Below are 13,139 nucleotides of genomic sequence, written 5' to 3' on the forward strand. Positions count from 1 at the left end.
GCATGACCGTTTTTTAATGATGGCATTAGGGCCCCAAAGGTCCGTCAAGCCTGTGCGCTACGGAGCCCCCAGCTTGTCCGCCAGCATTTTCATAAAGTAGCCGCCCACCACTGAGCGGGCCTGGAAGCCTTGCTGCTTGGCGTCGGTGGTTTCGTGCCAGTCGGTGAGGGGTACGCGGCTGGGCGTGTCGTTGGCGAATTGCCACACGGGGCCCACAAGCGCCTCAAAATCGGCCGGGGTACTGGCCAGCGTGGCGGTCCACAGGATCCAGTCCGACTTGGTGTAGGTCTTGCGGCTGTCGAGGGGCAGGCCGTAGCGCTGCTGGTGCTTCAGGTAAAAGGCTATTTCCTGCTGCGCCACCTCGGGCGGGAACACGTTCAGGCCAAGCACCTTGTCCCAGACCAAGTTGTATTTCTGGCTCCACGAACCGGGGGCTTTGTCGAAGGTCAGGGCGTAGTGGTCGCCGTCCTGAGCCATTTGCATCCACTTTTTAGCCAGGTCGCGGGCCAGGGTCTGGTACTCGTTGGACGTGGCGACGTCGCCGAGCTGCCGGGCCATCTGGCCGTAGCAGGCGATGCCCATGATGGCCTTCAGGGAGAGGTTGGCGTTGCGGGCCAAGTGGCCGGCAAAGTCGTCGGTGCAGAGCTGGTTGGCGGGGTCGAAGCCGTCGCGTTTCAAAAAGCCTACCCACTTAGTGAGCGTGGGCCAGTGCTCGCGGGCGAAGTCGGGCTTGCCGTCCATCTTCACTGCCGCGGCGGTCATAATCAGCATGTTGCCGGCTTCTTCCACCGGCATGTCCTCGCCGTAGGTCTGGCCGTTGGCGCGCGGGTAGGTGCCCACGTCGTGGGCCGGAAAGTCCTTTTTCCAGCGCCCCGACTCGCTGTATTCAAAGATGAAGCGCAGCAGGCCCTTCGCCAACTCGTTGTTATACAGCAAGAACAGCGGCCCTGAGGGGTACGTTATATCCACGGTGCCGATGGAGCCGTTGGAGAAGTTCTCTTTGGAGAAAAACAGCAGCTCGCCCTTGGGCCCCGCCACGATGCTGTGCGCGGCAATGGCCTGGCGGTAAGCCAACTGGCAGAGGTCAGCGTACTTTAGGCCCCCGGCGGCCTGGGCGTCGGCGCGGAGCTTTTGGTCGAACGCCGTGGCTTTTTGGCGCAGGCGGGCGTAGTCGGTTTCGGCCGCTTGCAGGGCTTTTTCCATCGTCATGGCCGGGTCGCGCCGCCACCAGGGGCGCAGGTTCTGGCCGAAGTACTGCACGGCGTACTGCTCGTCGTAGCCCAGCAGCAAGTGGCCCTCGGCGGGCGCGGTGGCCACGGCCCCGAGGTCAAGCACCGCGGCCTGGGCTACGCGCTGGGCCTGGCCCGTCAGGGGCGCGCCGGCGGGCAGGGCCCCGGTGGTGGCAAAAGTGCTTTTGAGAACTTGCGGGGCCCCGGTGCCGAGCGCGGCGGCGCCCGGCGCGGCCAGGTAGGCGTAGCCCCAGTCGATGCGCACGTTGTCGCCGGCGGTGGCCAGCACGGGCTGCGCGGTGGTGCCCACGGCTTGCCAGCGCAGGGCCCCGGCCTGGCCGGGCCGGGTGGCCACCGTTTGGTAGGGGGTGTTGCTGGCCAGCGTGCCGGCCTCAGTTAGGAGGACCTGGGTGGGGTGGGCGCGCCCGTCGGTGGCGGTGGCCGTGTAGGTCACGTAGCTAACAGGCCGGGCCACGGTTTCAAGCTCGTCCAGCAGCAGCGGCGACAAGAAGTTGACGGTCAGCTGTACTGGGCCAGCGGCGAAGGTGTAGGTGGTTTGGGTGGCCGTCACGGCCACGGCCGTTTGGCGGGCCGTGGGCAGCGCGCCCGGGGCCGGCAGCGCCTCGTAGAGGCCGGCGTCGAGGTATTCGCCGCCGCGCGGGCTGTTGGCGTGCAGGGCTAGCACGTTGTCGCCGGCGCGCAGGGCCCGGCGGGCGGTTTCGGGCACCGCGAAGTGGTCGTAGCTGCTGTTGTAGCCCGGCTGGCGGGTCAGCAGCACGCCGTTGAGGTACACCTCGGCGTCGTCGTCGTGCTGCATGAGCACGCTCAGGGCCCCGGTGGTGCGCGGGTCGGCCACGCGCACGGTGCGCCGCACCCACACGTTGCCGCCGGTCCAGGCGGTGCCGTGCAGCGCGGGCTGGTCCGAAAACGGCGCGGGGCCCTCTTGCCAGCCGCCGGCCGCAAACCCTGGCTTCTCCCAGCCCGCCGCGGGCCGCTTAAAGGTGTAGCGCGCGCGGTAGGGCTGCTCGCGCACCGTCGGGATGACGGCCCGGTACTGGGGCCCCACCTTGCCCAAAAATTGGTAGGCCTGCCCGTCCACCCGCACCACGCCTTCCAGGGCCTGCGTTTCGCCGGTCCAGTGCCGCGTGGGGCCCCCGGCCAGCTCGTCCTGAAACGCCCAGACGCTGAAATACGGGTTGTGGGTGATGAGCGGGTACGCCGGCGGGCGCAGCGCTTGGGCGTGGGCAGCGGCCAGGCCGAAGCCACTCGCTACCAAGAGGAGGGAAGCTTTTTTTAGCAGCATCTACGGAAGGGGTAAAGCGCGCCGGGGCCCCAAGTGGCCGGGCCTGCTAGTGGGCCGCTGGCTATTTAGGGCCCCCGGTGCGGGGGTGGAAAGGAGGGCGGCAATTTAGGCAGCGGCCGGCGACTGCTACTCCCCCAGCAGAATCTGCCTGCCCAGTGCTTCCCGCTGGTAATCAGCCACAATCTGGCGCAAAATCTGCATGTCCTTGGAGCAGGCCTGGGCGAAGGTTTCCCAATTTTGCAAAACCAAGCAATCCGGCATTTCGACCAATCTGGTAATTGCATCCCAGAAAGCGTCCCAATTATCGCCGTACCAGTCCGGAAATCCCAGTTGGCTTTTCATCGTCATGTGAAAACCCGCTTTGGTGTCGACGTTGGTGAGGTCGATGGTCATTGAATGGTTGTAAAGTTCTTTTTCTGCTTAAGCACAGGCACAGCCCCCGCGTCATTATTGATCACGAATTACATTGCGTTAAACTCGCGTTGTATTGGGATTATATCTTAACTGAATACCAATTTTTAATCTCTTTGAATACCATATTAACTCGTACGGCACTTGGGGATAATTTTCTAATTATTCCGCTAAGTCTATTTTGTTTGTTATCTGTGTCCAGTGTAGATACCACGATTGGCATTGAAATTAGTGCAGCCGCCTGCTTGATTGTACTTATCACCCGCACTGGAATAGAAGTCAGTTTGGAGCATCGGCATTATCGAAAATACTATAGCCTATTTGGTTGGCGCTTCGGTCGTTGGCAACTAATACCTCCTATTATTGGCGTAACCGTAAAACGATTTTTAGAGGGCGGGGGCGATACACGAAATTGGGGCGTTTGGAATAGTAAATCGCGGAGCATAGAAAAAATAGTTGTGATGCTGTCATTGCAAAACGCATCCGCGGGCATTGTTTTAAAGCGGTTCTATTGGGATGATATGGACGAAGCACTCGCATTTGCGCACGATGTTGCAGGAGTGTTTGCTGTAGAGGTTAATGAATATTTACCGCATAATTAATTCTACTAATTACCCCGCCGTATCGGCCACCTCATCCCCGTCGTCTACCATCACCCGGGCTAGTTTCTCAATATTTAAGCTCCTTGCCGAGGCGTCGAAGCTTTCGCGGTAGGTGCCGCGCTGGTCGTAGAGTTCTTCGTGGGTGCCGCTCTCCACAGCACGGCCTTGCTGCATGACGTAGATGCGGTCGGAATCGACGATTTGGGCGAGGCTGTGGGAGATGATGACCACGGTGTGGCCCTGCTTGATGGCTTCCAGGCTGTTCTTGATTTGCTCGGTGGCGATGGCGTCGAGCGAGGCGGTGGGTTCGTCGAGGAAGATGATGGGCGGGTTTTTGAGGAACAGCCGGGCGATGGCGATGCGCTGCTGCTGGCCGCCGGAAAGCTGCTGGGCATCGGACTGGTACTGCTTGGGCAGCAGCATGATCTGCTCGTGCAGGTAGGCCTGGCGGGCGGCGGCCTGGATTTGCGCTAGGTCAGCGTCCATCACGCCGTAGCGGATATTCTCTTCGATGGTGCCCTTGAAAATGTGGTTTTTCTGGAGCACCAGGCCGATTTGCTGGCGTAGGGCGTGGGTGTTGTAGTCGGCCAGGGGCTGCCGTCGGGCAGCAGGGCCCCACGGTCGGGGGCGTAGAACTTGCAGAGCAGGTTGATGACCGTGCTTTTGCCGGCGCCGCTGAGGCCCACCAGGGCGGTGGTTTTGCCGGCTTCGATGGTCAAGCTCACGTCGTGCAGGGCCTGGGTGCCGCTGGGGTACGTGAAATCGACGTGGCGCAGCGCGAAGGTGCCGCGCAGGTGGTCGGGCAATAGGGCCCCCGTGGGCTCGGTGGCGTCGGCCGCGTCGAGGATGTCGAAGAAGCCCTCCGAGTAGGTGAGGGCGTCGTTCATCTCGTCGTAGATGCGGTGCAGCTACCGGATGGGCGCCGACACGTTGTTGAACAGCAGGATGTGGAACATGATGGCGCCGATGGAAATCTGGCGGTCGAGCACCAGGTAGGCCGTGAGCACGATGATGAGCACCACGCCGATGGATTCGGTGAAGGTTTTCAGGCCGTCGTAGCGGAAGTTGACCTTGCGGGTTTCGAGCTGGGCCTTCTGCAATTCCTGCTGCAAGCGGGCCTGCTTTTCCTCCTCTTAGGCCTCGCGCACGAAGCTTTTGATGACCACCGCCGAGTCGATGAGGTTGACCAGGCCCTGGCTTTTGGCCTCGCGCAGGGTGCGCAGGGCCCTACGCGAGCCGTTGAGGCGGTCGGCCTGCCGGTAGCTCAGAAGTACACGGGCAGCACCGCCACGGCCACCAGGCCCACGTACACGTTGGCGAAAAACATCACCACCAGGGCCACAATGGCGTTGGCAAAGAGCGGGAGGATGTCGATGAAGAAGTTTTGCACCAGCTTCATCAGGCTCTCCACGCCGCGGTCGATGCGGGTTTGGAGCTTGCCGGTTTGGTTACCGTTGTCGGCGTAGAAGCCGAGTTGGTAGCCAAGCACCTTGTGCACCGCGTCTGCCGAGAGCTGGGTGGAGACGTTGATGCGAATTTTCTCGCCGTAGTACTTCTGCCCGAACTGGATGCCGGTGTTGATGATTTCCTTGCCCAGCAGCAGCGCGCTTACCGCCAGCAGCAGCGGCAGGCCCTGCGCCAGGCCCTGGTGGCGGGTGAGCAGGCCCGGCACCGTGTCCACGGTGTAGCGCAGCACGAAGGGATTCACCTGCGCGGCCAGCGAGCCCACCAGCGTCAGCAGCAGTGTGCCGAGGACGAGGCCCCGGTACGGCCGTACGTAGGGGTAGAGGCGGCGAATTATCTCCCAGAGGCTCATAGGCAAACAGCTACAGTGTGGCGGTAGCTGCCTTAGACGCGCTAGGGCGGGGCGGGGTTATTGGGTTATAAAAACAACTCAGAAATTATGTCATTTTTTGACTGCACGATATTATTTGTCTTATCATATTACCAATAATAATTATCATAAAAATTAATTTTTCTTCAATAGTCTGTTTCCGAATAATATGAATATTACGGTCAAGAGAAGGAATATGACAGTGCTTATTTTGCAATAAAATAATGATAGGCATAAATCGTGGCCGGTGATATTAGATATGCAATTATTTGTGTTTTCTGTTTCATATTTCATGCTTACCATAACGTTCATTATTCCAAATCCGGAAATTAGAGTTGCCAAAGATAAAATAATAACTATGGTAGTAAGATGGTTGGATTTCATAGTCAAATAATTGTGTTGTAACTTATTGTTTTACACAGAGTGATTCTCCAGGAGGTACAATAATTAGGAAGTAACGCTGTGTAACTTCTCGTTCACCTGCTGAATTTTTTCCGTGCTGTCAATCTGTTTTTATTACTAGCCACTGTATAGTAGGTGTTAAAGTGTATTCAAACCAACGGGTTCTCCTTCAGAAACTTAAGCAGCACGGGTAAACAATGTTGCGGGTCGTCTCACATGGCGAAATGAGAGCCGTTGGAGCAGATGTAGACTTGGCTGTGGGGCATTTGCTGGTGCATGTAGTCGTAAGCCGACGGGGGAATGAAGTCGTACTGGGCCCCCAGCAGGCCCATTTCCTCGCCGTCGGTGAATACCCAGCGCACGTCGTGGGCCAGGAGCGGGCCGGCGCGCAGGGCCCGGATGGTTTCGAGGGCGGCGGCCACGCCCGCGCCGTCGTCGCTGGCGCCGGGCGTGTGCGGCTGCGAGTCGTAGTGCGTGAGCACCAGCACGGCGGGGCCCCCGGGCAGGCGGCCACGCAGGCGGGCCACCACGTTCTGCACCCGCGCCCCGGTGAGGGTCCCGGGGCCCCCGGCTACTACCACGGTGGTGTCCTGCACGGTGGCCGTTAGGCCCAGGGCCCGGCAGCGGCGCAGCAGGTAGTCGCGCACCGCGGCGTTGGCCGGCGTGCCGATGCTGTGGGGCACCCGGGCTACCACGGCCACCTCGCGCAGCGCCTGCTCGGCCGAAAACGCGGTGGCCGGGGCCCCGGCCGGCACCGGCCGTGGGGCCCGCGCCAGGTACAGGACGGCAAACAGTAGCAACCCGATCAAGGTAACCAACGGCGTAGAAATGGGGGCATAAGCAAGGCGTTAAGAATGAGCATCCAAGCAAACGAGTTGGCAGTTGCTTGTCGTCGGTTGCCGGGCAATTGTAAGCAACCTAATAACCGACAACTATTAGCTGACGAATTGGGAATGAGCACCAAAGCAACGCACTGGCCCCCAGCAATCCAAAGCCGCGTGCCCGCCCCCGGCCGGGGGCCCGCGCCCGGCCCGGCGGCGGGGCGAAATAGCAAGGTGGCAAGATGAAATAGGGAGCCGCCAAGATGGGCCCCCAGTAGGGCGCGGCCGCTGCTAGGCCGTGCTTATCTTCCGGCCCTTATTCTATGCTATGCCCCCCGTGAACCGCTTAGTTATCCTCCTGCTCCTGGGCGCGCTGCTGGGCTCGTGCAGGCTGTTCCACCCCTACCGGTTGCCCACGCCGCCCACCTCGCCCGAGCTGAAAGCGCAGCGCAAGGCCGCCGAACGCGCCCGCAAGCAAAGCGCCCGCGCCGCCGGCAAGCGCGGCAAGCAAAAAGCCGACGCCGACGACGCCCCCGTGGCCTCCGGCGCCGCCCCCGCGGCCACCGCCACCGAGGCGCCCAAGGAGCCCGCTAAGGCTAGCAAGCTGCACTTCGACAAGAAAACCGGGCTTATGAAAAAGCCTAAGCTCAAGCGCCGCATCGTGCACAAGCAGCCCCGCAAGCCGTTCAAGCCCTTCGAGGCGTTCAAAAACCTCTTCCACCGCAAACCCAAGCCCAATGCCAAGCCCCACGCCGCGCCTGCCAAAGCCGACCCCGAGTAAGCCGCCCCGCGCCGGCGACTGGCTGCTACTGCTGGCGCTGGCCCTCGGTGCCGCGGCTCCCGCGCGGGCCCAGATTACGCTCCAAAAGGCGCGCGACGTGGACGCCGCCCACCGCCGGGCCCAGCGCGAGGGCCGCCGCCTGCCCACGCCCTACAAAGACACGCACCTCGACGTCCCGCGCACCCGCCTCGACCGCGGCGCCGGCGACCAGCCCCGCCCCGACGGGGCCGACGCCATGCACTACCGCCACGGGGCCCCGGTGAATCCGAAGAACAAAAAAAACTTTCTGAGCCTGGGCCGTAAGAGGAAATAACCGCCCGCTTGTTGGTGCGGAGAATTATTGGCCGCGGCCACTGCTGGGGAGCCGCTGGCTGCATTTCCGCAACCAGTCCTGGCTTGGTAAAAAGGTCAATAAATCAGTCACTTAAACCCTGTTCTATGTCTACTCCCTGGCTTCCGCTCACCGATGCGGCCCAACTGACGGCCATTGCCGACGAATCGCGCCAGCACCCCGTCATCATCTTCAAACACAGTACTACGTGCTCCATCAGCGCCGCGGCCAAGGCCAAAATTGAGCGCCAGTGGGCCGCTAGCGGCCTCGACGACGTGCCAATTTACTACCTGGATCTGCTGCGCTTCCGCCCCCTGTCGGCTCAAATTGCCGAACAGTTTGGTGTGCAGCACCAGTCGCCGCAGCTGCTGCTCATCCAAAATGGCGAAGCTACGTTCGACGCCTCGCACATGGGCATCCGCCTCGATGCCGTGAAGGCCGCCGTGGCCAGCTAGGCGCCGCCCTTGTTTCGTACACAATTCGCCGGGCCCCCGTTTTCTCCAGCAGAATCCGGGGGCCTGACTTTGAGCGCTTCGCCCGTTTTGGGCCCCAGCGTGCTCGGCCGCTTGGCTTTAAGTATTCAAAATAAATAAGTTGCCAGTTATTTGTTATTAGTTGTCGAAGATATTTAGGAAGTTGTATTTCGGTCATGCTCATCTGGTGTCCGCGTAGCCGAAGCATCTCTACTGCTTCACTAATCATTAATTATTGCTGCGGGAGCAATGCTTCGGCTACGCGGACACCAGATGAGCATGACGTTCCGATTGATTTAAATGATTTCCTAAAGCACTCAATTAGTTACAAGCAGCCTGACAACCGACAACGAACAACTGACAACCCAAAAACCTGCAAGTGGAAAAAATCACCGTTGCCCTCGACTGGACGCCCAACACCAACCACACCGGCCTCTTCCTGGCGCAACAGCAGGGCTGGTACGCCGCGGCGGGCCTGGACGTGGCCCTCGTTTCGCCCGAAACGGACAACTACGCCACCACGCCCGCCCGCCAGCTCACCAGCGGCCGCGCCGACCTGGCCATCGCCAGCTCCGAAACCGTGCTCAGCTACCGCACGGCCGCCACGCCGGTGCCCGTAACCGCCGTGGCGGCGCTGCTCCAGCACGACACCAGCGCCATTGCCACCCTGGCCAGTAGCGGCCTCGCGCGGCCCGCGCAGCTTGATGGCCAGGTGTATGCCTCGTACCAGGCGCGCTTCGAAGACCACATCGTGCGGGCCCTGGTGCGGGCCGATGGTGGCCGCGGCGACGTGGTGCTGACGTACCCCGACAAGCTGGCCATCTGGCAAGACCTGCTGGACGGCAAGGTGGCCGCCACCTGGATTTTCCAGGGCTGGGAGGGAGCCCTGGCCCAGCGCGGCGGCGTGGCCCTGCACACGTTTGCCCTGGCCGACTACGGCATCCCGTACGGCTACACGCCCGTCCTGGTCAGCACCGATGCCCTTATCGAAACGCGGCGCGGGGCCCTGCAACGCTTCCTGGCCGCCACGGAAGCCGGCTACCAGTTGGCCGCCCGCGACGCCGCCGGGGCCGCCCGGCTGCTTGAGCAAACCGGCCTGCCCGCCTTCGCCGACGCGGCCTTCACCGAAACGTCGCTCACCTTATTACAGCCCCATTTCCTAAACGAAGCCGGCCAGTGGGGCAAGATGGAGGAGGGCAAGTGGGCCGCGTTCGTGAATTGGCTGGCCGCCAACGACCTGCTCCAGCCCACCCCGCTAACCGCGCCCCACGCCTTGTTCGCCAACCTGTAGCGCAGGCAAAACCTGTGGTGCCCACAGCTTTAAAGATTGCTTAGACTAATAGAAACGGTCATGCTCATCTGGTGTCCGCGTAGCCGAAGTATCTCTACTGCGCAAGTAAATAATTACTGCTGTGGGAGGGATGCTTCGACTACGCGGACACCAGATGAGCATGACCGTTGCTGTAATTTCCTTACAAGCCGGGGCCCTACAGGTCGTAGCTGAAGGTGATTTGCTTGTCCACGTCGGGGTGCAGGCTCAGGGCCACGGGGCAGGTGCGGGCGGTGCGCTCCATCAGGGCCCGGTCGGCGGCGGCGAGGGCGGTGGGCAGGCGCAGGGCCACCTCGATGCGCGCGATGCGGCGCGGCGCCTCGGTGCTCATGTGCTTGGTGGTGGCGTAGGTGCTGCCGGCCAGGTCAAGCTGGTGGCGGTCGGCCACGATGCCCATGGTGGTGACGATGCACGAGGCCAGGGCCACGCACACCAGGTCGGTGGGCGAAAAGGCTTCGCCCTTGCCGTGGTTGTCAACGGGCGCGTCGGTGTGGATGATGGTGCCCGAGGCCACGTGGGTGGCTTCGGTGCGCAGGTGGCCGAGGTAATGGGCGGTAGCGGTGGGCATTGCGTGTATCTTTACGAATGGAACGGGAGCGGGGCCAGGGGCCGCGCAAAGGTAGCCCGCCCGTCGAACCCAACCGGCCGCGCGCGGGTTCTGGGGGCCATTCTCTCTCATCTGTTTGCGTCTAACTTCGTTGCGTATGTTGTGTGTTCGCCGCTTCCTTCCCGGCTTGGTGCTGGCCGGGGCCCTGCCGCTGGCCGCCCGGGCCCAAGACCTGCCCGCGCTGACCAGGCCTGCCCCGCGCCCGGCAGCCCCGGCGCCTAGCAACCGCTCCGCGGCCGGGGCCCCCGCCAACGGGCGCGCGCCCCTGGCCACGGCCGCGCCGTCCGACGAGCAGTCGTACCGCAAAGAATTCGTTTACGGCATCAACTTCAACACCCAGGGCGGCCTTATTGGGGGCGTGTCCATCCGCTCGGCCCGGGTGCTCGACGACCGGTGGCTGCGCTTCTGGAGCCTGGAGGGCGTGTCGCTGAAAAACCAAAAGGAGGAGCGCGTCAGCAATAACTCCACCGGGGGCAGCTTCATCTACCACAAAACCAACTACGCGTTTGCCCTGCGCCCGTCATTCGGCGTGCAGCGCATCCTGTTCCGCAAGGCGGCCGACGCCGGCGTGCAGGTGAACGCGCTGCTGAGCGCGGGGCCCTCCATCGGCATCCTGATGCCCTACTACATCAGCTACGATTACACGGCGGCCCAAACGGGGCGCTTCAGCAGCAGCGACGACATCCGCGACGAGCAGTACGACCCCGCCATCCACGTGCAGGAGGGCGCCATTGTGGACCATGCGCCGTTTTTTAGCGGCATCGCCAAAACCCAGCTCGTGGCCGGGGCCCACCTGCGCGGGGCCCTCAGCTTCGAGTACGGGCGCTACCGCGACGCCGTGGCGGGCCTCGAAGCCGGCTTCCTGGTCGAGAGCTACGCCAAGCGCCTGCTCATCCTCAGCCCCGGCAACCAAGGCGACGCCGCCCTCATCAACAACAAGTTTTTCCCGTCGGTGTACCTCACCTTGTACATCGGCCACCGCAGCTAGACGCAGTGGGCAGGTATCAGTTAACAGCCATGTTAACGCCCAATACCCAATGGGTTGACCTTGCCCCACGCGCTGGTAGTCGAAACTGCTCACTGCTCACTGACCCTGTTAATTGCCATAATGATTGACCTGCCCATCCTCAACCAGCCCGAAACGGCCGCCCCGGCCCGCCCCCGCAAGCCCGACTGGCTGCGCGTGAAGCTGCCCGTGGGCCCCGAGTACGCCGCCGTGCGCAAGCTCGTCGACGAGCATAAGCTGCACACCATTTGCGAGAGCGGCAACTGCCCTAACATGGGCGAGTGCTGGGGCGCCGGCACCGCTACGTTCATGATTCTGGGCAACATTTGCACACGCTCGTGCTCGTTTTGCGCCGTGGCCACCGGCCGCCCCACCGAGCTGGACCTCGACGAGCCTCGCCGCGTGGCCGAGGCCATTGCCCTGATGAAGGTGAAGCACGCCGTGCTTACCAGCGTGAACCGCGACGAGCTCAAGGACCGCGGTGCCAGCGTGTGGCGCGAAACCGTGGTGCTCACCAAGCAGCTCTCGCCCAGCACCACCATCGAAACCCTCATCCCCGACGTGAAAGCCAATTGGGACGCCCTAGAAACCATGATTTCGGGCGGCCAAGAAGTGATTTCGCACAACGTGGAAACCGTGGGCAGCCTCTACCGCCTGGTGCGCCCGCAGGCCAAGTACGACCGCTCGCTGGAGCAAATCCGCCGCACGAAGCTGGCCGGGCACCGCACCAAGTCGGGCATCATGCTGGGCCTGGGCGAGCAGCCCGACGAGCTGTACCAAGCCATGGACGACCTCGTGGCCAACGGCCTCGACATTCTCACCCTCGGCCAGTACCTGCAGCCCACCAAGCGCCACCTGGCCGTGGCCGAGTTCATCACCCCCGACCAATTTGCCCACTACCGCGAAGAAGGCCTCAAGCGCGGCCTGAAGTACGTGGAAAGCGGCCCCCTGGTACGCAGCTCCTACCACGCCGAGCGCCACGTGAACGTACCGGTGTAAGTTGGGCCCCGGGCCTTAGCGGCCAGCGTAGTTCGTTGAATAAGAAAGGGCCCCTTCCAACGCGGAAGGGGCCCTTTGGCTTCTGCTCAGAACACGCCGTACCGGCTTAGCGGCGGGTGTTGGTCTCGTTGGGTGGGTAGGTGCCCAGGATGCCGGTCACGATGCGCGTGGCCTCGTCCTGCGAGATGTTGTTCTGGTTGAGGGCGGCCATGCCGGTACCGCGCCAGGCCAGCTCCTTGCGGCGGGCGTCCACGATGTCGATGATGACGGTGCCGGCTTTGTACTGCGTCACGGGTGCGTAGCCGCGGCCGTAGCCGCCGTACCCGTACCCGTAGCCATAGGGGTAGCCTAGCCCGTTGTAGTAGGGCGACGTTTGCTGCTGGTTCTCCACGCGGGCGCTGTAGGCCACGAACACGTCGGGGGCCTGGCCCTGCGCCACTTCGGTCAAGCCCTTGGCGGTCAAATCGGCCGCCACGGCTGCGCGAATGCGCTGGTCAACAAACGACTCGTAGCCCTTGGCGGGGCCCCCCTGGGTATCGGCCTGCTGCTTGGGGTACCAAGACCAGGTTTTGTAGGCGCTGAAGTTGACGGCGTGGTCAAAGTCATTGGACACGCCCACGTGCGACGTGGTGCAGGCGGCGGTGCCCAGGAGCAGCGCCAAACCCGTGGCAACCAAAGCTACCGGGCGGGCAAAAAAGCGGGAATTGGGTTTCATAACAAGGGAAGAAAAAGTGGGGCGCCGGTTTGCCCGGCGGGGCGCCGCAGCGGTGCTTGCGTGCTGAGTAGTTAACGAAAAACTGGGGCCCCGCGTTCCGATTTGGTGCAGGCTTCTCGACGGCTGGGAAGTGCTAATCGCCAGCGGCTTGCTGCGCAACGACGAAAGCCCGGCCCTAGTATTGGCCGGCCGGCTGAGGACCCACGAACTGCCCAAAATGACGGTGCGCCCGGGGCCCTGGCTACCTAAGCCTGCCCATCATTATGCCCAACGATAAGCTTTAGTAGAATAATGA

Annotated in this window: 14 protein-coding genes and 1 pseudogene; 7 read left to right on the forward strand and 8 right to left on the reverse strand. The window is 62.5% G+C overall.

Going from position 1 to position 13,139, the window contains the following annotated elements:
• Window positions 1-57: 57 nt before the first annotated feature.
• Window positions 58-2,532: a glutaminase family protein gene (locus AXW84_RS01420; protein ID WP_068227683.1), complete on the reverse strand. Its 2,475-nt coding sequence runs from the start codon at window positions 2,530-2,532 to the stop codon at window positions 58-60.
• Window positions 2,533-2,658: 126 nt separating this feature from the next.
• Window positions 2,659-2,925, reverse strand: a complete 267-nt coding sequence (locus tag AXW84_RS01425) for a barstar family protein (protein WP_068227685.1) — start codon at window positions 2,923-2,925, stop codon at window positions 2,659-2,661.
• Between the two features lie 134 nt (window positions 2,926-3,059).
• Here AXW84_RS01425 and AXW84_RS24330 point away from each other — a divergent pair, with 134 nt between their 5' ends.
• Window positions 3,060-3,545: a hypothetical protein gene (locus tag AXW84_RS24330; protein ID WP_157886747.1), complete on the forward strand. Its 486-nt coding sequence runs from the start codon at window positions 3,060-3,062 to the stop codon at window positions 3,543-3,545.
• 9 nt (window positions 3,546-3,554) lie between these two features.
• Here the strand turns inward: AXW84_RS24330 and AXW84_RS26465 are convergent.
• From AXW84_RS26465 to AXW84_RS01435, 4 genes and pseudogenes are all read right to left on the reverse strand, one after another.
• Window positions 3,555-4,432 (reverse strand): annotated as a pseudogene (locus tag AXW84_RS26465) (ATP-binding cassette domain-containing protein).
• Window positions 4,433-4,453: 21 nt separating this feature from the next.
• Window positions 4,454-4,657: a hypothetical protein gene (locus tag AXW84_RS25645; protein ID WP_236943218.1), complete on the reverse strand. Its 204-nt coding sequence runs from the start codon at window positions 4,655-4,657 to the stop codon at window positions 4,454-4,456.
• A 152-nt stretch (window positions 4,658-4,809) separates the two neighbouring features.
• Window positions 4,810-5,361, reverse strand: a complete 552-nt coding sequence (locus AXW84_RS25650) for an ABC transporter transmembrane domain-containing protein (protein ID WP_236943219.1) — start codon at window positions 5,359-5,361, stop codon at window positions 4,810-4,812.
• A gap of 632 nt (window positions 5,362-5,993) precedes the next feature.
• Window positions 5,994-6,599, reverse strand: coding sequence for a M20/M25/M40 family metallo-hydrolase (locus AXW84_RS01435; protein ID WP_157886748.1), 606 nt, complete (start codon window positions 6,597-6,599; stop codon window positions 5,994-5,996).
• A gap of 340 nt (window positions 6,600-6,939) precedes the next feature.
• On the opposite strand from AXW84_RS01435, the gene AXW84_RS01440 reads away from it, so the two are divergent.
• From AXW84_RS01440 to AXW84_RS01455, 4 genes are all read left to right on the forward strand, one after another.
• Window positions 6,940-7,383, forward strand: coding sequence for a hypothetical protein (locus AXW84_RS01440; RefSeq protein ID WP_157886749.1), 444 nt, complete (start codon window positions 6,940-6,942; stop codon window positions 7,381-7,383).
• A complete protein-coding gene (locus AXW84_RS01445) occupies window positions 7,340-7,696 on the forward strand; it encodes a hypothetical protein (protein WP_068227699.1) in 357 nt (118 codons plus the stop codon). Before AXW84_RS01440 ends, AXW84_RS01445 begins: the two co-directional genes overlap by 44 nt.
• A gap of 125 nt (window positions 7,697-7,821) precedes the next feature.
• Complete coding sequence (gene ytxJ, locus AXW84_RS01450) at window positions 7,822-8,169, forward strand: bacillithiol system redox-active protein YtxJ (protein WP_068227709.1); 348 nt, start codon at window positions 7,822-7,824, stop codon at window positions 8,167-8,169.
• Window positions 8,170-8,566: 397 nt separating this feature from the next.
• Window positions 8,567-9,478: an ABC transporter substrate-binding protein gene (locus tag AXW84_RS01455; protein ID WP_068227720.1), complete on the forward strand. Its 912-nt coding sequence runs from the start codon at window positions 8,567-8,569 to the stop codon at window positions 9,476-9,478.
• A gap of 196 nt (window positions 9,479-9,674) precedes the next feature.
• Here AXW84_RS01455 and AXW84_RS01460 read toward each other — a convergent pair whose 3' ends face one another.
• Window positions 9,675-10,085 (reverse strand): OsmC family protein, encoded by a 411-nt coding sequence (locus AXW84_RS01460; protein WP_068227723.1) that lies wholly within the window; start codon window positions 10,083-10,085, stop codon window positions 9,675-9,677.
• 136 nt (window positions 10,086-10,221) lie between these two features.
• On the opposite strand from AXW84_RS01460, the gene AXW84_RS01465 reads away from it, so the two are divergent.
• Window positions 10,222-11,112, forward strand: coding sequence for a hypothetical protein (locus AXW84_RS01465; protein WP_157886750.1), 891 nt, complete (start codon window positions 10,222-10,224; stop codon window positions 11,110-11,112).
• 120 nt (window positions 11,113-11,232) lie between these two features.
• Window positions 11,233-12,129: a lipoyl synthase gene (lipA, locus tag AXW84_RS01470; protein WP_068227726.1), complete on the forward strand. Its 897-nt coding sequence runs from the start codon at window positions 11,233-11,235 to the stop codon at window positions 12,127-12,129.
• Window positions 12,130-12,235: 106 nt separating this feature from the next.
• On the opposite strand, the gene AXW84_RS01475 is transcribed toward lipA, so the two are convergent.
• Window positions 12,236-12,844, reverse strand: a complete 609-nt coding sequence (locus tag AXW84_RS01475; protein WP_068227729.1) for a DUF4136 domain-containing protein — start codon at window positions 12,842-12,844, stop codon at window positions 12,236-12,238.
• Window positions 12,845-13,139 lie beyond the last annotated feature (295 nt).

Source organism: Hymenobacter sp. PAMC 26628, assembly GCF_001562275.1.
Taxonomy (GTDB): Bacteria; Bacteroidota; Bacteroidia; order Cytophagales; family Hymenobacteraceae; genus Hymenobacter.

What these genes read in the sequence shown, in the direction of transcription:
- AXW84_RS01420 (WP_068227683.1), bottom strand. Translation starts at nt 2,532, where the DNA reads ATGCTGCTAAAAAAAGCTTCCCTCCTCTTGGTAGCGAGTGGCTTCGGC.
- AXW84_RS01425 (WP_068227685.1), bottom strand. Translation starts at nt 2,925, where the DNA reads ATGACCATCGACCTCACCAACGTCGACACCAAAGCGGGTTTTCACATG.
- AXW84_RS25650 (WP_236943219.1), bottom strand. Translation starts at nt 5,361, where the DNA reads ATGAGCCTCTGGGAGATAATTCGCCGCCTCTACCCCTACGTACGGCCG.
- AXW84_RS01465 (WP_157886750.1), top strand. Translation starts at nt 10,222, where the DNA reads ATGTTGTGTGTTCGCCGCTTCCTTCCCGGCTTGGTGCTGGCCGGGGCC.
- AXW84_RS01460 (WP_068227723.1), bottom strand. Translation starts at nt 10,085, where the DNA reads ATGCCCACCGCTACCGCCCATTACCTCGGCCACCTGCGCACCGAAGCC.
- ytxJ (WP_068227709.1), top strand. Translation starts at nt 7,822, where the DNA reads ATGTCTACTCCCTGGCTTCCGCTCACCGATGCGGCCCAACTGACGGCC.
- AXW84_RS01475 (WP_068227729.1), bottom strand. Translation starts at nt 12,844, where the DNA reads ATGAAACCCAATTCCCGCTTTTTTGCCCGCCCGGTAGCTTTGGTTGCC.
- lipA (WP_068227726.1), top strand. Translation starts at nt 11,233, where the DNA reads ATGATTGACCTGCCCATCCTCAACCAGCCCGAAACGGCCGCCCCGGCC.
- AXW84_RS01445 (WP_068227699.1), top strand. Translation starts at nt 7,340, where the DNA reads ATGCCAAGCCCCACGCCGCGCCTGCCAAAGCCGACCCCGAGTAAGCCG.